We start from the raw sequence: 17,308 nt of genomic DNA on the forward strand, positions 1-17,308 counted from the left end.
GGTTAGAGGGATCACGGGCGGACGCGGCCCAGCGGGTTGCGCGGGTCGGTCCCGGCGGCCACCTCGGCGCCGTCGCTGACCCCGTCGCCGTCGGTGTCCGGGTTGGTCGGGTCGGTGCCGCGGGTTGCCTCGTCGGGGTCGGGCAGGCCGTCGCCGTCGGTGTCGGTGACCGGCGGCGGGGGCTCGTAGGTCGAGACGAAGATGACCACGTTCGAGCCCTTCGCCAGGGTCCCGTTGGCGGGGATCTGCTCGGTGACCCGGCCCTTCTTCTGGCTGGTGTCGTCGGCCGACGCGGCGCGGACGACGGGCACGAAGCCGGCGTCGCGGATCGCCTGCTCGGCGGCGGCCTGCTTCATGCCGACCACGCTCGGGACCGTCTCGGGGCCGTCGGACAGGCACAGCTCGACCGTGGCGTCCTGGTCGACCATCGTGTTGGCGGGCGGGTTCTGCTCGACGACGGTGTTCTTGGGCTCGTCGGTGTCGCACTCGCGCTCGGTGATGTTGCGCTCGGCGATCCCCGCGTCGACCAGCATCTGGACCGCTTCCTTCCGCTTCTGCTCGACGACCGAGGGCAGCGCGAACTGCCCCTTGCCGAGCGAGACCACGAAGCTGACTCGGCTGCCCGCCTCGACGTAGTCGTCACCCACCGGGTCCTGCTCGATGACCCGGCCGGCCTCGATGGTGTCGTCGTTGCGCACGCTCACCGTGCCGACCTCGAAGCCGGCCTTGCCGATCGCGGCGCGGGCGTCGTCCTCGGTCATCCGGACCACGTTCGGGACGCGTTCGGGTGGCGGGGTGCTGTCGAAGAGCCGCGGCAGCACGAAGAACGCGGTGCCGATCAGCGCGGCGATGAGCAGGCCGAGGAGCACCCACAGGGTCGCCCGACTGCGGCGGTCGCTCTCCCGGTCGCGGTCGGGGGGCAGCGGCTGCCGGATCGCCGTCTCGTGGTGTTCGACCGGGGCGGCGTGCCGCGGCGCGACGACCGACGTCTCGCTGGTCTCGGAGGGCAGCACGGCCTGCACCGGGCGGCCCGCGAGGTAGCGCTCGATGTCGGCACGCATCTGCGCGGCCGACTGGTAGCGGTCCTCGACCCGCTTCGCGAGCGCCTTCATCACGATCGCGTCGACCTCGGGGGTGAGGTCGTCCTCGTGCCGCGACGGGGGTACGGCGGGCTCGCGGACGTGCTGGTAGGCGACCGCGACCGGCGAGTCGCCGACGAACGGCGGCCGCCCGGTCAGCAGCTCGTAGAGCAGGCAGCCGGCGGAGTAGACGTCGGAGCGGGAGTCGACGGTCTCGCCGCGGGCCTGCTCGGGGGAGAGGTACTGGGCGGTGCCGACGACGGCCGCGGTCTGGGTCATCGAGGACTGGGCGTCGCTCATCGCGCGGGCGATGCCGAAGTCCATCACCTTCACGTCACCCGACGGGGTGAGCATGACGTTGCCGGGCTTGATGTCGCGGTGGATGATCCCGGCGCGGTGGCTGTAGTCGAGCGCCGACAGCACGCCGCTGGTGATCTCCAGGGCCCGCTCGGGCAGGATCTTGCGGCCCTCGCGCAGGATGTCGCGCAGGGTGCGCCCGGCGACGTACTCCATCACGATGTAGGGCACGACCTCGGTGCTGCCGTCGAGGTGGGTGGTGCGCTCCTCGCCGGTGTCGTAGACCGCGACGATCGCCGGATGGTTGAGCGAGGCCGACGACTGGGCCTCGCGCCGGAACCGGGCCTGGAAGGTGGCGTCGCTGGCGAGGTCGGTGCGCAGCCGCTTGACGGCCACGACCCGGCCCAGCCGGGTGTCGGTGCCCTTGCGCACCTCGGCCATGCCGCCCCGGCCGAGGAGCTCACCGAGCTCGTACCGTCCGCCGACGACGGTCCGGCCGGCGCCGGGCTCGTGCGGAGGAGTGGTCACTGGACACCACCTGTCAGGTCGGTGGGAGCGGTGGGCAGGGTGATCGGGCTGCTGGGCTCGGTGGGCTCGGTGGTCGGCTCCTCCGGGGCCGGACCCCAGTAGTAGACGATCACGGAGTCGCCCTCCTGGAGGGTGCCGTTGCGGGAGAACCGGGACACGGTGCCCTCCTCGCAGCTGCCGTCGTTCTCGACCTGCTCGGAGGACACGCGCAGGCCCGCGTCCTGCAGGTCGGAGACCGCGTCGTGGTAGTCGGTCGCGCAGACGTAGGGATCCTCGTTGACCTCGACCGTCTTCGGCGCCTCGGTGGTGGGCTCGGTCGTCGGCTCGGTGGTCGGCTCGGTGGTGGGCTCCGTCGTGGGCTCCGAGGTCGGCGTCGTCGTGTCGTCGACCACCGGGGTGTCGTCGTCGCGGTTGCCGAGCAGCAGCACGGCCGCGACCACGGCGAGGATGACGAGCACGATCACGGCGACCGCGATCGGCCACGGCGACCTGCGCCTCTCGTCGTCCTCGCCGTCCGGTGCGGGACGCGCGTCACCGGCGTACGCCGAGGGGCTGTCCAGGCGGCGCATCGGCTGCGACGGCGGGTTGGCGGGGACCGGGACGGGCGGCACCACGCCGGTCAGCACCCGGGTGCCGTCGTCGGGCTCGGGGCTCGCGGCGGCGGCCGCCACCTCGGGCGAGCGGAGGGCCTCGGCGAAGGCGGCGCCGTCGGCGTACCGCTCCGCGGGGTCCTTGGCCAACGCGCGTCGTACGACGGCCGCCAACGGACCGGGCACGCTCGGCGGCAGCTGGGGCACCGGCTGCTGGAGGTGGGCGAGCGCGGTCGCGACCGGCGTCTCTGCCTCGAACGGGCGGCGCCCGGACAGGCACTCGAAGGCCACCACACCGAGCGAGTAGACGTCGGAGGCGGGCGTCGACGGGTTGCCGCGGGCCTGCTCGGGGCTGAGGTACTGCGGCGTGCCCATCACCGATCCGGTGCGGGTCAGCGCGACCGAGTCGAGCGCGCGGGCGATGCCGAAGTCGGTGATCTTGACCGTGCGGTCGGAGGTGACCAGCAGGTTGGCGGGCTTCACGTCGCGGTGCACGATGCCGGCGCGGTGGGCCACGCCGAGCGCGTCGGCGGCCTGCGCCATCAGGTCCTGCACGACCCCCGTGTCGAGGGTGCGGCCACTCGCGCGGGCGTTGGACAGCAGCGCCGAGAGGGGCTGGCCGTCGACCAGCTCCATCACCAGATAGGGCGGCAGGTCGTCGCCGGCTGCGTCATCGGGACCGGCGCCGTAGTCGTAGACCCCCGCGATGCCCGGGTGGTGGAGCGCGGCGGCACTGCGGGCCTCGCCCTCGAACCGGCTGCGGAACGTCGCGTCGTCGGCGTACTCGGGCTTGAGGACCTTGACCGCGACCGGCCGGCCGAGCCGGGTGTCGGTCGCGCGCCAGACCACGCCCATGCCGCCGGTGGCGATCACGGAGTCCAGGCGATAGCGACCTGCCCGGTCGGCGTACCTGCTCTGCTCGGTCACTTCGCCATCACTTCTTCAGCACCGCTTCCATCACTGCCTTCGCGATCGGACCACCGAGCTGGCCGCCCGCGATCTCGCCGCACGCCACGTCCGGCGCCTCTTCGATCATGACTGCCACCGCCACCTCGGCGTCCTCCGCAGGGGCGAAGGACACGAACCAGGCGTACGGCGGCTTGCCGCCCGCGCTGCACAGCGAGTCGCCGCGCTGCGCCGTACCGGTCTTGCCGGCCACCTTGACGCCGTCGATGGCGGCGGGCGAGGCCGTGCCGTTGTCGACGGTGGCCTGGAGCAGCTGGGTGAGCTCGCCGGCGGTCTGGGCGGAGACGGCGTGCTCGTTGAACACCTCGGGCTCGGTGGTGCGCAGCACGTTGAACCCGGCGGTCTGCACCTTCTCGACCAGGTAGGGCCGCATCAGCGTGCCCTGGTTGGCGATCGCTGCGGTGACCATGGCCATCTGCAGCGGGGTCGCCTGGACGGTGTTCTGCCCGATGCCGGTCTGCGCGGTCTCGGCGAGGCTCAGCTCACGGGTGCCGCCGCCCTCGCTCTCGGGGACCTCGGCGCTGGCGGGGTAGACCGACTGCACCTGGCCCTGCAGGTCGCGCAGGTAGTCGCTGTTGAAGCCGAAGGCCTCGGCCTGGGCGCGCATCTTGTCGGGCCCGACGTCGACCGCGAGCTGCGCGAAGGTCGTGTTGCACGACCACTCCATGGCGGTGGCGAAGGAGATCTTCGCCGGGCTGCACTGGCCGCGGCCGTCGTTGCCGATGCGGTGGCTGGTGCCCGGGGGCTGGTACGTCGTACCCGCCGGCACCTGGTCGCCCGCGTGGAACTTGCCGTTCTCGATCGCGGCCGCCGCGGTCACCAGCTTGAAGGTGGAGCCCGGGAACAGCCGGGTGCGGATCGCGCGGTTGAGCAGCGGCTCACGGTCGTCGGCGTCGAGCGCCTTGTAGGCCTCCGACGCCTTCGTGGAGTCGTGGCTGGCCAGCTCGTTGGGGTCGTACGACGGGTAGCTGGCCATGGCGAGCACCCGGCCGGTCTTCGGCTGGATCGCGACCACCGAGCCCTCGCCGCGCGGGCCGAGCGTGTCGCGCAGGCCCTCGAACGCGGCCTTCTGCGCGGCGGCGTCCAGGGTGAGCACGACATTGCCGCCCTGCGCGGTCTCGCCCTTGAGCAGGTCGACCAGGCGGGTCACGAACAGCTGCGGGTCCTCGCCGGTGAGCACGGCGTTCTGGCTGCGCTCGATGCCGGTCTGGCTGCCGAGCTGGAGGTAGCCGGTGACCGGGGCGAACATCCGGGCGCCGGCCTCCGGGTAGACGCGCAGGTACTTGTAGCGGTCGTCGACCGGCTTGCTCGTCGCCACCGGCTCGTCGCCGACGATGATCTGGCCCCGCTCGCGGCTGTAGGACGCCTCGGCGACACGGGCGTTGCGCGGGTCCTTGTTGTAGGAGCTGGACTTCACGAACTGCACGTAGGTCACGTTCGCCATCAGGGCGAGGAACAGGAACATGCAGAAGATGGAGACCGCTCGGATCGGCTTGTTCACTTCTCGGTCACCACCTTCACGATCTGGGTGGCCTGCTCGTCCGGGTCCTCCGCGTCGGGGGCGAGGTCCGGGAGCGGCCGGCGGGCCTGGTCGGAGATGCGCAGCAGGATCGCGATGATCACCCAGTTCACGACCAGCGACGAGCCGCCGTACGACAGGAAGGGTGTGGTCAGGCCGGTCAGCGGGATCAGCCGGGTGACGCCGCCGATGACGACGAAGACCTGCAGCGCGAAGACGGCGGCGAGACCGGTCGCGACCAGCTTGCCGAAGCCGTCGCGGGAGATCAGCGCCGCGCGCAGCGCCCGCTCGACCACGAGGCCGTAGAGCAGCAGCACCGCCATCACGGCGGTCAGGCCGAGCTCCTCGCCGATGGCGGCGAGGATGAAGTCCGACTCGACGTAGGGCACCCGCTGGGGCATGCCCTCACCGAGGCCGCGGCCCACCAGCCCGCCCCACGCGAAGCCGTAGAGCGCCTGCACCAGCTGGTAGCCCTTGCCGTCGGCGTCGGCGAACGGGTGCAGCCAGATGTCGACGCGGCTCTGCACGTGGCCGAAGATGCGGTACGCCGCGGTGGCGCCGCCGAAGAACAGGAGGGCGCCGACGACCAGCCAGCCGGGGCGCTCGGTGGCGACGTACAGCATGACCAGGAAGAGGCCGAAGAACAGCAGGCTGGAGCCGAGGTCGCGCTGCAGCACCAGGATGCCGAGGCTGACCACCCACATCATCAGGATCGGGCCGAGGTCGCGGCCGCGGGGCAGGTCGACGAAGACCACGCGGCGCCCGGCCAGGGCGAGCGCGTCGCGGTGGACGACGAGGTAGCCGGCGAACGTGATGACGAGCAGCAGCTTGGCGACCTCGCCGGGCTGGAAGCTGAACGGGCCGAGCGAGATCCAGATCTTCGCGCCGTTGATGGAGGTGCCGAGGCCCGGGACCATCGGCAGGATCAGCAGCACGATCGCGGCCAGGCCCGAGGTGTAGGTGAACCGGGCGAGCAGCCGGTGGTCGGGCAGCGCGATCAGGGTGCCGACGAAGAGCGCGACGCCGAGCGTCATCCAGGTCAGCTGCTGGCTCGCCAGGCCGGTGTCCTTGGCCAGGTCGACGCGGTGGATGATCGCCAGGCCCAGGCCGTTGAGTGCCGCCACGACGGGCAGCAGCACGGGGTCGGCGTACGGCGCGACGATGCGGACCGCGACGTGGGCCGCGACGACGAGCAGGGTCAGCCAGCCGCCGTACCCGATCAGGTTGGCGGGCACCTCGCCGTCGACGCCGAGGCCGACGGCGGCGTAGGCACCGATGCCGACGATGAGCGCGAGCACGAGCAGGAACAGCTCCGCGCCCCGCCGGCGGCGGTGCACGAATCCCATCAGTGCGGAGTTGGCGGGCATGGCCGGTGTCACGACCCCTGCGGGCCGAGGGTGGTCAGGTCGGCCGCGCCGCCCTCGGTCGGGGTGGTGAACGGGGACGCCGAGTCGGCCGGCGGCGTGGTGGAGGTCGTGGCCGGCGGCGTGGTCGCCGGCGGCTCCTCGGGCTGGCGGCCGTTGGCGCCGATCCGGGTGATCGCGGCGCGGGCCCGCTCGACGCTGCCGTAGATCATCGCGCCGCCCCGGACCTCCTCCTGCGTGGACTCCTGCAGGTCCGCGACCTCGAGGTCGGAGACCTCGTAGACGTGGGAGAGACCGGGTACGTCGACGCCGCGGTAGATGACGACGTAGCCGTCGCTGTCGCCGCTGCCCTCGCCGACGTAGTACTTCTGCTGGCTCCACCAGTAGGCCGTGCCGAGGGCGATCCACACGATGCCGAGCACGATCGCGGCCGCCAGCAGGCGCCGGGCCCAGGCGAACCGCGGCGGCGGCTGGGGCGCGTAGCGCAGCGCCTCGGGGTCGACGATCGGGTCCTCGGGGATCGCGTAGCCGACCCCCTCGGGGATCTCGGCGGGCACGGGCTCGAGCTCGCCGGTGTCGCCGGAGCGGTGGCCGCGGAACAGGCTGCGGGGCCGGCGCCGGCTCATGTCGGCGGCCGCGCCGACCACCATCGCGTCGGCCGGAGGGTGCTCCTCCGGGTCGACCACGTCGGCGACCACGCAGGTCACGTTGTCTGAGCTGCCCGCGTCGAGGCTCGCCCGCACCAGCTCGATGGCGGAGAACTCCGGTGTCCCGTCGGAGAGCAGCTCGGTGAGCCGGTCGTCCTCGAGCACCCCGCACGCGCCGTCGCTGCACAGGAACAGCCGGTCGCCCGGCACCAGCTCGAGCGCGAACAGATCGGGCTCCACGTCGTGGAGGCCGTCGAGCGCCTTGAGGATCAGGTTGCGGTGGGGGTGGACCCGCGCCTCCGCCTCGGTGATCCGGCCCTCGTCGATCAGGCTCTGCACGAAGGTGTGGTCGTTGGTCAGCTGCGAGAGCTCGCCGTCGCGCAGCAGGTAGGCCCGGGAGTCGCCGATGTGGCCCACCGCCAGCCGCTGGCCGTCGAACAGCGCCACCGTCGCGGTCGTGCTCGTGCCGTTGAGGGCGGGGTCCTGGTCGACCTGGGCGCCGATCGAGACGTGTGCTTCGTGCAGGCCGTCGTTGATCCGGTCGATCACGTCGACCGAGCCGGGCGCCTCGTCGAGCTGGCGCAGCTCGCTGATCGCCGTACCGGACGCGATGTCGCCGCGGGCCGCGCCGCCGACGCCGTCGCACACGGCCAGCAGCCACGGGCCGGAGTAGCCCGAGTCCTGGTTGTCCTTGCGCACCCGGCCGACGTCGGACACGGCGTACCCGTCGAGCTGGAGGAGCGGGCGCGTCACCGGCAGCGGTACGTCGACCGTGTCGGGCTGCGGGTCGTGCGGTGGCACGAGAGTCATGGCCCTACTTCCTCAGCTCCACGATGGTCTTCCCGATCCGGATCTGCGAGCCGAGGCCGACCGGGACGGGCTGGGTGAGCCGCTGGCTGCCGAGGTAGGTGCCGTTGGTGGAGCCGAGGTCCTCGACGTACCACTGGCCGCCGGACTCCACGATCCGCGCGTGGCGGGTGGAGACGTAGTCGTCGTCGAGGCGGATCGCCGCGTCGTTGCCGCGCCCGATCAGCACCGGCGCCTGCGACAGGTCGGCGACGATGCCGGTGTTGACGCCCTGGACGACCTCGACCTTGGTCGGCTGGCCGCGCCGCGGGCTGGCCGGCTTGGGCGCGCGCGGCTGCTTGCCGGGTGCCGCCGGCGCGGGCACACGGGCCCCGAACATGTCGGAGCGGATCACCGAGATCGCGGACAGCACGAAGATCCACAGGATCGCGAGGTACGCGATCCGGACGAGGAACAGGGTCAGCTCAGACACCGTCGACCACCTGACTTGTCTCCTGGAGCAGTCGGAGAACGAGGGATGTGTGCCCGATCTGGACCCGGGAGCCGTCCTGCAGGGCGGCCCGCGCCACCTTCTGCCCGTCGACGCGGATGCCGTTGGTCGAGCCCATGTCGTGCACCTCGACGTGGACCGGGCCCGCGGTCGTCGTACCGGACTGGGGGGTGGGGGAGGTGATCAGGAACTCGGCGTGTCGCCGGCTGATGCCCGGGTCGTTGATGCGCAGGTCGGCCTCGCTGCCGCGCCCGACGACCAGGCCCGGGGCGCGCAGCGGGTGCTGCGTGCCGTTGACCTCGAGCACCGCCCGGGTGCGCTGGGTGCTCGAGCGCCGGTTCTGGTCGGTGACCTCGGCCTCGGCCTGGCTGCGCACCCGGAACCGCCCGGTCCCGAGGTCCTCGGCCGACTCGAACGCGATCCGGATCGGGCCCGGGAAGACGTACGACTGCAGCTCGGCGTGCTCGGTCAGCTGCGTGGTCAGTTCGGTCGCCAGCGCGGAGTCGTACGGCGCCAGCCGCTCCAGGTCGCCCTCGGACAGCTCCACCACGAAGCTGTTGGGCACCAGCCGCCGCTGCCGCGACAGCACCTGCGCCTTGTTGTCGAGCTCGCGCTGCAGCGCCGCGGCCACCTCCACGGGCTGCACCGCACTGCGGAAGGTGCGCGCGAACACGCCGGAGATCGCCTGCTCGAGCCGCTGCTCGAACCGCTGCAGTCCACCCACGTCGCTCGCCCTCCTTCCGCACGCCTCACTCGCCGGGCCCCCTGCCCGACGGTCCCACGATCGTATCGGTGGCGCCTCGTCGTACCCGGGACGTTGGGTGGCCCGCCCCCCGTTTTGGGCGTGGGGCGCGGGCTGGGATAACCTTGCCCGGCTGTCGCATGACAGTGACGCGCGAGTGGCGGAATAGGCAGACGCGCACGGTTCAGGTCCGTGTGTCCGAAAGGACGTGGGGGTTCAACTCCCCCCTCGCGCACGTCAAGCGAGATGGCCCCTGACCTGCTGAGAAGCAGGGAGGGGGCCATTCGTGTTCTTGCTCGCGCACACTCCACGTACACACGGCCACGATGCAGCGCCCGTCCGGACCGTCGCCCGCCCTGCGTCACCCGTCGCCGGGCCGCGGTCAGGGACGCTGGGTGAGCCAGCCGGGCAGGTCGCCGACCGGGCGGTCGTCGGCGATCGTGGCGAGCGCATCGACCAGCGCGGCGTACCGCAGCGGGCCGAGCTGGTGGCGCCAACGCTCGGCGACGCGCTCGAACCCGGCCTCGCTGGCGGACAAGAGGTCCTCGGCACGGGGACTGCGGCGCAGCAGCACCGCCCGCCGGTCGCCCGGGACCGGCGCCCTGGTGAGGTAGCCGGACTTCTCCAGTCCGGCCGCCGTCTTCGCCGCGGCCTGCTTCGAGACGCCGAGGCGCTGGCCGAGCTCGTTGATGGTGCAGCCGTCGGGACCGATCGCCTGCAGGGCGAAGCCGTGCAGCGGGCGGGCCTCGGGGTGTCCTTGCTCGGCGAGCTCCCCGTGGAGCGCGTCGACGCCGTCGCGGAAGGCACCGGCGAGCAGCAGGACGACTCGCCACGCGGGCTCGCCCACGACGCCACCTCCTCGTCCGAGACCTGATCGACAACCTGGTTGACGGTATCGCAAGCGAGGCCTACGGTGATAGACAACCAAGTTGTCTATTGCTGAGGAGCAACCATGCCCGCTCTCAAGACGGCCCACGCGGACGCGCGGGTCACGACCACGCCGAACGCCACGATGACGACGCTGGCGTCCCCGACCCAGGGCGGCTCCGGTGTGTTGAGCCTGTGGCGTGTCGACATGGCGGCCGGCCAGTCCGGGCCGGAGCACGCCTTCGACGTCGAGCAGGCCTGGCACCTGCTGGACGGGGCGGCGACGGTCGTCGTCGACGGGCAGCCGATCGAGCTGGCTGCCGGCGACACCGTGGTCGTCCCGGGCGGCAGTCCCCGGCAGGTCCGTACGTCGGCCGGCGCCGCCTTCGTCGTCACCGGGCCGGCGGGCGGGCTGGCCACCCCGATCGGCGACGGGACGCGCGAGCCCGTGGCGCCCGCGTGGATCCGCTGAATCGTGGCTGGTGAGGGACGGCGGAGTTCCTGCGCAGCCACCTGGCGGCGTTCCGCGACGACGTCGAGCGGGTGCTGACGGTGCTCCCACGCAATCAGTAGCCGGACGGCACCCGCAAGAAGCCCGCGAAGAACCGGGTCAGCTCGTCCCGAGCGGTCAACGGCAGCACGTGGGCGACGTACTGGTCCGGGCGGACGACGACGATCGCACCGTCCGGGTCGATGCCGCGCTCGGCGAACAGGTCGTGTCGTACGTCGAGTGCCCACGCCTTCTCCCAGTCCTGGAGCCCGAGCGGCCCGGTGCGGGGGAGCAGCACTGCCGGAAGCGAGGCCGGGTCGAGGTCGTGGTGGCCGCAGCGGAACACGCCGTGGACGTCGATCACGCTGTCGACGTCCGCACCGGGCGGCGTGAAGCGCAGGAGGGGCGAGTCGGCGGACTCGCCCAGCCAGGACATCAGGTCGAGCAGCCCCGAGGGCGCAGTGCCGCCGAAGGCGAGGATCCGCCAGCGCCCGTCCGCGCGCTGTGCGTGCCCGAGGTGCAGCGGGCGGGCGTCGGCGAGGCGGATCGCCCGCGCGGAGTGGAAGCGGGTGCCGATCTCGAAGCCCTTGGCGAGCGCCTGGTGCTCGTCGGAGCCGGTGATCGCCGACGGCCCGTACGTCGTCGCGAGGCCCGCCGTGTAGCGGCCCTGGCGCGCGAACTCGGCTCGCATCTGCTCGGCCGTGACGCCGCCTCGCTCGGGGTGCGCCTCGTCGAGGGTGGGCTGGGCGATGAAGTCGGACCAGAACCGGTCGAAGTCGATCAGGTCCTGGGCGACGGCCTGCCGCTCGGCGGAGTAGGTGCGCAGCAGGTCGGCGTCCGAGCGGCCCTCCAGCACCGCGGCCAGCTTCCAGCCGAGGTTGAAGGCGTCCTGCATCGACACGTTCATGCCCTGCCCGGCCTTCGCGGAGTGGGTGTGGCAGGCGTCGCCGGCGATGAAGACCCGGGGACCGCGAGCGCCGGAGGTGTCGTCGAACCGGTCGGCCAGCCGCTGCCCGACCTCGTAGACCGACGACCACGCGACCGAACGGACGTCGATCGAGTAGGGGTGCAGGATGTCGTTGGTGATCTCGACCAGCCGCTCGACCGTGGTCGCCCGCACCCGGCCGGCGTCGTCGGCGGGGACCTCGCCGAGGTCGACGTAGCAGCGGACCATGTTCCCGCCCTCGCGCGGGACCATCAGCAGGCTGCCCTTGCCGTCGGACTGGATGACGTTCTTGGTGCGCCAGTCCGGGAAGTCGGTCGTCGCGAGGACGTCCATCACGCCCCACGCGTGGTTCGCCGCGTCACCGTGCAGCTCGAGCCCGATGGCCCGGCGTACGGCGCTGCGGGCACCGTCGCAACCGACGACGTACCGTGCCCGGACCGTCCGCTCGGCCCCACCGGCGTCGCGCAGGGTCACCGTCACCGGGCGCTCGCCCGCGCCGACCTCGAGGTCCACCATCTCCAGCCCGTACGCGGGCTGGAGGCGCGATGCCGAGCGCGCCATGTGGTCGAGCAGGAACTGCTGCATCCGGGCCTGGTTGACGATCACGTGCGGGAACTCGCTCAGTCCCTCGGGGGTGTCCTCGACCCAGCCGGTACGGGTGATCCGCGACCGGTCCGAGGAGGACGGGCCCCAGAACCGGACCTCGTTGACCCAGTACGCCTCGCGCAGCAGGGCCTCGGCGAGCCCGAAGGCCTGGAACATCTCGACGGTGCGGCACGCGACGCCGTCGGCCCGGCCGACCTCGAGTGGTCCTTCCCGACGCTCCACGACGGCGGTGACGATCGAGGGGAAGGCCGCCAGCTGGGCGCCGAGGACGGTGCCGGCGGGGCCGGTGCCGACGACGAGCACGTCGACCTCGGCCGGGATCCCGCCCGCCCGCTCCGCCACTGCGGCAGCAGCGGGGAGGAGGTCGGGATCGCCGGGCCGGTAGCCGTCTCGGTAGAACTGCATGGACGGAACGCTAGGCAGCCTGCAGAATCGTGCGAGAGTTGATTCTGACCAGCAGAAAGAGCGTGGACGCGTGAAGAACCGGCCGTCGTACGCCGTCGAGTCCGTGGACAACGCCCTCCTGCTGGCCCAGCTGCTCGTGCTCGAGGGGCCGATGCGGGTGACGGACGCAGCGACCCGGCTCGGTGTCTCGCCGTCGACCGCGCACCGGCTGCTCGCCATGCTCGTCTACCGGGACTTCGCCGAGCAGGACGCCGACAAGCGCTACCGGGCCGGGCCGCTGCTGCACGGCTCGACGACCGCGGTGCCGCTGTCGGCGCTGCGCCAGGCCGCGCTGCCCCACCTGCAGCGACTGGTCGACCGCACCGAGGAGTCGGCCAACCTGCTGGTGCTTACCGGCGACGAGGCGCGGTTCGTGCACACCGTGGAGTGCGAGCGGCCGCTGCGGGTGGGCGACCGCACCGGCAAGGCGCTGCCCGCCCGGGTGAGCAGTGCCGGCAAGGCGATGCTGTCGGTGCTCGACGACGACGCGCTGGCCGCGGCCCTCGCGGGCCTCGAGCCCACCGAGCGGGCCAAGGTACGCCGGGCGTTGCGTGCCGTGCGCCAGAACGGGTTCGCGCTCAACAACGAGCAGACCGAGACCGGCCTGACCGCGATCGGCGTACCTGTGCGGTGGGCGGACGGGATGGTCGCCGGCATCTCGCTGGCGATGCCGACCGCGCGGTTCTCGCGGGACAGGGTGCCCGGCTGGGTGCACGAGCTGCACGGGTGCGCCCGCGCGATCGAGAGGTCGCTCAGCGCGACGAGCTGAGCCGCGCCTCGCCGAGCGCCACGATCGCCTCGGCGAGCAGCTCCATCGCGGCGGTCAGGTCGCGGGCCGGCTCGGCCTGCCTGGCCACGAACGCCCCGTCGAACCCGGCGATCCCGAAGTAGTCGAGCTCGTCCGCGAGCCGGCCCGCGGCCTCGGCCCCGACGGGCGCGAACGCGGTGGCGATCATGTGGTTCATGTAGGCGCGGCCGTCGCGGCGTACCTGTTCGATCATGGCGTCCACCTCGGCGTCGGCCGCCTCCGCGCTCATCACCAGGATCAGGTGCAGGCGCAGGAAGTCGGCGCGTGAGAGGAAGACCTCGGCGGTGCGGACCAGGAACCAGCGCATCCGCTCGCGCGGGTCGGCGCCGGACGGGCCGCCGGCGTGGGCCGAGCGCATCGCCTCGAAGAAGTCGTACGCGCCGCGCGACATCACCGCGGTCAGCACGCCGCTCTTGGAGTGGAAGTGGTGGTAGATCGCGCTCTTCGGCAGCCCACTCTCCTGGCTGAGCACCGAGAGCGTGGTCGCGGCGTACCCGCGCTCGGCCATCACCTTCGACGCGATCTCGAGAATCTCCTCGCGCGAGCGGCGGCCGCGTCGGTTGGTCGTCCGCTGGCTCGTCACCCGCCGAAGCATAGAGAGCCGCGCGGCGCTTTCTGCTCTCAAGAATCCGGTTGGCATCCGCCCGTTCGCCGTGTGACCGTCGTCATGCACTATTGGACCGATCGGTACAAAACTAGGAGCGCGGGATGACGGAGTCAGAGCAGGCCTACGACGCGGACGTCGCCGTCGTCGGCTACGGACCCACCGGGGTGGCGGCGGCGCTCACCCTGGCCCACCAGGGCGTCTCGGTCGTCGTCTTCGAGCGCGACCGCGACATCTACCCGCGGGCCCGCGCGGTCACGATCAACGACTGGACGATGCGGATCTTCCAGTCCCTCGGCATCGACGAGCGGGTGACCCGCGTGATCGAGCCGCAGCGTGCGCTGCGCTGGGTGACCTATGACGGGACCGAGCTGATGCGCGTCGAGCACCCACCGTCGACGCTCGGCGTGAAGCCGCGGTTCTACAACATCTACCAGCCGGTGATGGAGCAGGAGCTGCGCGACTGCGCCGGTGAGTACGGCGACCTGCTCCGGGTGGAGTATGGCGCCGACGTGGTCGAGCTCGAGCAGGACGACGACGGCGTGAGCGTCACCGCCGTCGACGAGGGGACGGGTGAGCGGACGCAGGCGCGGGTGCGCTACGTGATCGGCGCCGACGGCGGCAGCAGCCGCACCCGCGGCATGATCGACTGCGACCTGGCGGGTGACACCCTCGACGTGCAGTGGATCGTCATCGACTGCAAGGTCAAGCGCTGGTGGCCGGACCGCGACTTCCTCACCTTCTGGTCCGACCGGGAGCGCCCGGTGGTCGACATCGCGCTGTCCGCGGGTAACCACCGCTGGGAGATCCCGCTCAAGCCCGGCGAGACCGAGGACGACTTCGCCAGCCCGGCGCAGGTCTGGCCGCTCCTGGCCGCGATGGGCGTCACCGAGGACGACGTCGAGATCCACCAGTGGGCGTTCTACCGCCACCACACCCGGATGGCCGACACCTGGCGCGACGGGCGGGTCTTCCTCGCCGGTGATGCCGCGCACCTCATGCCGCCGTGGGCGGGAGCCGGCATGCAGACAGGCATCCGTGACGCGCAGAACCTGGGCTGGAAGCTGGCCCGCGTGCTTCGCGGCGAGCTCGACGAGGCCTGGCTCGACACCTACGAGGCCGAGCGCCGCCCCAACGCCGCCTTCTACACCGGCCTCGCGGTCCAGCTCGGCCGGGTGATCAAGCAGGAGGCGTCGCCGGAGGAGATCGAGGCGATGAACACCGTGCCCGAGGGCCTGGTCACGCCGTTCGAGCCGCCGCTGATCGCGCCGCCCGTCCTCGACGGCGGCTGGGTGCGCGGCCCGATCGGCGACGCCAGCGTCGTCGGGCGGATGGTCCCGCAGCCGACCGTCGGCGACACCACCGGCCGGATGGCACGGCTCGACGACCTGCTCGGCGACGGCTTCGTGCTGCTCGGTGCCGACGTCGACCCGGTCACGCTGCTCACCGAGGACGAGAAAGCCGCCTGGGACGCGCTCGGCGCGAGGTACGTCGCCGTGCGGCCGAAGGCGTCCTACACCCAGGGCGCGGACGACCTCGTCGACCTCGACGAGGTGCTGCTGCCCTGGCTCGCCCGGTACGGCGCCCGCGCGGTCGCCGTACGGCCGGACCGGTTCGTGGCGGCGGCCGACATCGCCGGCCTCGCCGTCCCGGCCTGAATCCCAGAACCCCATTAGAACAAGGAGAAACCCGATGTCCGGAGTCAAGGAGCTCGCCTACGTCGTCTACGAGGTCAGCGACCTCGCCGCCTGGGAGCACTTCGGTACGGCGCTGCTCGGACTGCAGCTCGCCGACAAGGACGCCGACGGCCTGAGCCTGCGGATGGACCAGAAGGCGTACCGCTGGCGGATCGAGCGCGGCACCGCCGACGACCTGGCGGTCAGCGGCTACGAGGTCGCCGGCGACGCCGAGCTCGACGAGCTGGTGACCCGGCTGCAGGCCGCGGGTGTGGAGGTCGTCCCGGGCGACGCCGCGCTGGCCGCCGCCCGCAAGGTCGACCGGGTGGTCACCACGGTCGACCCGATGGGCAACCGGATCGAGCTGGTCACCGGGTTCGCCGACGGCGAGGCGCCGTTCGCATCCGACGTACTGCTGGGCGAGTTCGTCACCGGCGCCGGCGGCGCAGGCCACCAGGTGCTGCTGTCGAAGGGCGTCTCGCGCGAGGACTACCTCGCGTTCTACGAGGGCCTGCTGGGCTTCCGGATCTCCGACATCATCGTCGAGGCGCTGGCGCCGGGGATCGTCGCGGACCTGATCTTCCTGCACTGCAACCCGCGCCACCACTCGGTCGCGTTCGGCGACATGCCGCATCCCAAGCGGACCCACCACTTCATGGTCGAGGTGACCGACATGCGCGACGTCGGCATGGCGTGGGACCGGTGCCTCCAGGCCGGCCAGCCGTTCGAGATGACGCTCGGCATGCACCCCAACGACAACATGTTCAGCTTCTACGTGAGGACGCCGTCGGGCTTCGCCGTCGAGTACGGCTGGGGCGGGCTGCTGATCGACGACGCCACCTGGGAGGTGAAGACCCTGGACAAGCTCAACAACTGGGGCCACTTCCCGATGCAGGCCGAGCTCGGCTGGCTGCAGGCCGCGATCGCCAACGACCCGGCTGCCACGGCCCCGGTCGTCGAAGGCGCGCAGTGATGGGGCTCCTGGAGAGCGACGTCGCCAAGGACGTCACGACCGCCGGCTTCACGATCCACTACAACGAGGCGGGCCCGGTCGACGGCGTACCCGTGCTGTTGATCCACGGCGGCGGGCCGGGCGCGACCGGGTGGAGCAACTACAACCCCAACATCGGCGAGCTGGCCGACGCCGGCTTCCGGGTCATCGCCCCCGACCTGCCGGGCTGGGGCGGCTCCTCGGAGGTCGACTTCGTCGACTACGAGCCGCTCGACGCACTGTGCGAGCTGATGGACGCACTCGGCATCGAGGAGGCCGCCTTCGTCGGGAACTCGATGGGCGGGCACACCTCGATCCGGATGGCGATCGAGCGCCCCGAGCGGGTCACCCACCTGGTCACCATGGGCGCCCCCCTGCAGCTCAAGCCGTTCCTGTTCGGCGCAGCCGGGCCCAGCGAGGGCATCAAGATCATGTACCAGGGCTACTCCGACCACAGCCCCGAGGCGATGCGACGCCTGGTCGAGATCATGGTGTACGACGTCGAGCGGTTCGCGACGCCCGAGCTGTGCGAGCAGCGCTCCGAGGCCGCCTCACAGCGCCCCGAGCACCTCGCCAACGTCGCGAAGGCGGGCATCCGCGGTCCGATCCCTACCTGGGCCGACCTGGACCGCCTGCACGAGATCACCGCGCCCACGCTGCTGATCCACGGTCGCGACGACCGCGTGGTCGGCTTCGAGGGCACGCTGTTCGCGGCCGCACGGATCGCCGACAGCCGCGTGCACCTGATCAACCGGTGCGGGCACTGGGCCCAGCTCGAGCACGCCGACGAGTTCAACCGGCTGGTCGCCGACTTCATCGCGCACCACTGAGAGCCGGGCGGTCCGCG

At 72.1% G+C, this 17,308-nt stretch carries 15 protein-coding genes and 1 tRNA gene; 6 read left to right on the plus strand and 10 right to left on the minus strand.

Annotation, left to right across the window (positions count from 1 at the left end; translation table 11 throughout):
- Positions 1–11 precede the first annotated feature (11 nt).
- From pknB to QI633_RS00245, 7 genes are read right to left on the minus strand one after another with little or no spacing between them, the layout of a single operon-like run.
- Positions 12–1,904 (minus strand): Stk1 family PASTA domain-containing Ser/Thr kinase, encoded by a 1,893-nt coding sequence (gene pknB, locus QI633_RS00215; protein ID WP_349016710.1) that lies wholly within the window; start codon positions 1,902–1,904, stop codon positions 12–14.
- Positions 1,901–3,421 carry a serine/threonine-protein kinase gene (locus tag QI633_RS00220; protein ID WP_282427735.1) on the minus strand — a complete coding sequence of 507 codons (1,521 nt, stop codon included), beginning with the start codon at positions 3,419–3,421 and terminating at the stop codon, positions 1,901–1,903. Before QI633_RS00220 ends, pknB begins: the two co-directional genes overlap by 4 nt.
- Positions 3,422–3,428: 7 nt before the next feature.
- Positions 3,429–4,961: a penicillin-binding protein 2 gene (locus QI633_RS00225; protein WP_282427736.1), complete on the minus strand. Its 1,533-nt coding sequence runs from the start codon at positions 4,959–4,961 to the stop codon at positions 3,429–3,431.
- Positions 4,958–6,346, minus strand: coding sequence for an FtsW/RodA/SpoVE family cell cycle protein (locus QI633_RS00230; RefSeq protein WP_141796480.1), 1,389 nt, complete (start codon positions 6,344–6,346; stop codon positions 4,958–4,960). The genes QI633_RS00225 and QI633_RS00230 overlap by 4 nt, the downstream gene beginning before the upstream one ends.
- A gap of 8 nt (positions 6,347–6,354) precedes the next feature.
- Entirely contained in the window at positions 6,355–7,800 is a 1,446-nt protein-coding gene (locus QI633_RS00235) for a protein phosphatase 2C domain-containing protein (RefSeq protein ID WP_282427737.1), read from the minus strand.
- Between the two features lie 4 nt (positions 7,801–7,804).
- A complete protein-coding gene (locus QI633_RS00240) occupies positions 7,805–8,269 on the minus strand; it encodes an FHA domain-containing protein (protein WP_141005251.1) in 465 nt (154 codons plus the stop codon).
- Positions 8,262–9,011, minus strand: a complete 750-nt coding sequence (locus QI633_RS00245; protein WP_141796479.1) for a DUF3662 and FHA domain-containing protein — start codon at positions 9,009–9,011, stop codon at positions 8,262–8,264. Before QI633_RS00245 ends, QI633_RS00240 begins: the two co-directional genes overlap by 8 nt.
- A 169-nt stretch (positions 9,012–9,180) precedes the next feature.
- On the opposite strand from QI633_RS00245, the gene QI633_RS00250 reads away from it, so the two are divergent.
- Positions 9,181–9,264, plus strand: a tRNA-Leu gene (locus tag QI633_RS00250).
- A gap of 147 nt (positions 9,265–9,411) precedes the next feature.
- Here QI633_RS00250 and QI633_RS00255 read toward each other — a convergent pair.
- On the minus strand, positions 9,412–9,876 hold the full coding sequence (locus tag QI633_RS00255; RefSeq protein WP_282427738.1) for a MarR family transcriptional regulator: 465 nt from the start codon (positions 9,874–9,876) through the stop codon (positions 9,412–9,414).
- Positions 9,877–9,981: 105 nt separating this feature from the next.
- Here QI633_RS00255 and QI633_RS00260 point away from each other — a divergent pair, with 105 nt between their 5' ends.
- Positions 9,982–10,368 (plus strand): cupin domain-containing protein, encoded by a 387-nt coding sequence (locus QI633_RS00260; protein ID WP_141796477.1) that lies wholly within the window; start codon positions 9,982–9,984, stop codon positions 10,366–10,368.
- A gap of 94 nt (positions 10,369–10,462) precedes the next feature.
- Here QI633_RS00260 and QI633_RS00265 read toward each other — a convergent pair whose 3' ends face one another.
- Positions 10,463–12,343 (minus strand): FAD-dependent monooxygenase, encoded by a 1,881-nt coding sequence (locus QI633_RS00265; RefSeq protein ID WP_282427739.1) that lies wholly within the window; start codon positions 12,341–12,343, stop codon positions 10,463–10,465.
- Between the two features lie 70 nt (positions 12,344–12,413).
- Between QI633_RS00265 and QI633_RS00270 the strand changes: the two genes are divergently transcribed.
- Positions 12,414–13,151, plus strand: coding sequence for an IclR family transcriptional regulator (locus QI633_RS00270; RefSeq protein ID WP_282427740.1), 738 nt, complete (start codon positions 12,414–12,416; stop codon positions 13,149–13,151).
- Here the strand turns inward: QI633_RS00270 and QI633_RS00275 are convergent.
- Positions 13,135–13,773, minus strand: a complete 639-nt coding sequence (locus QI633_RS00275) for a TetR/AcrR family transcriptional regulator (RefSeq protein WP_282427741.1) — start codon at positions 13,771–13,773, stop codon at positions 13,135–13,137. The two genes, QI633_RS00270 and QI633_RS00275, sit on opposite strands and share 17 nt — an antisense overlap.
- Before the next feature lie 125 nt (positions 13,774–13,898).
- Here QI633_RS00275 and QI633_RS00280 point away from each other — a divergent pair, with 125 nt between their 5' ends.
- The 3 genes from QI633_RS00280 to QI633_RS00290 are packed head-to-tail and all read left to right on the plus strand — an operon-like array spanning position 13,899 to position 17,291.
- Positions 13,899–15,452, plus strand: a complete 1,554-nt coding sequence (locus QI633_RS00280) for a bifunctional 3-(3-hydroxy-phenyl)propionate/3-hydroxycinnamic acid hydroxylase (RefSeq protein ID WP_282427742.1) — start codon at positions 13,899–13,901, stop codon at positions 15,450–15,452.
- 34 nt (positions 15,453–15,486) lie between these two features.
- Positions 15,487–16,443, plus strand: coding sequence for a VOC family protein (locus QI633_RS00285; RefSeq protein WP_282427743.1), 957 nt, complete (start codon positions 15,487–15,489; stop codon positions 16,441–16,443).
- Entirely contained in the window at positions 16,443–17,291 is an 849-nt protein-coding gene (locus tag QI633_RS00290; protein WP_282427744.1) for an alpha/beta hydrolase, read from the plus strand. Before QI633_RS00285 ends, QI633_RS00290 begins: the two co-directional genes overlap by 1 nt.
- The last annotated feature ends 17 nt before the right edge of the window (positions 17,292–17,308 follow it).

This window comes from Nocardioides sp. QY071, assembly GCF_029961765.1.
Lineage (GTDB): Bacteria > Actinomycetota > Actinomycetes > Propionibacteriales > Nocardioidaceae > Nocardioides.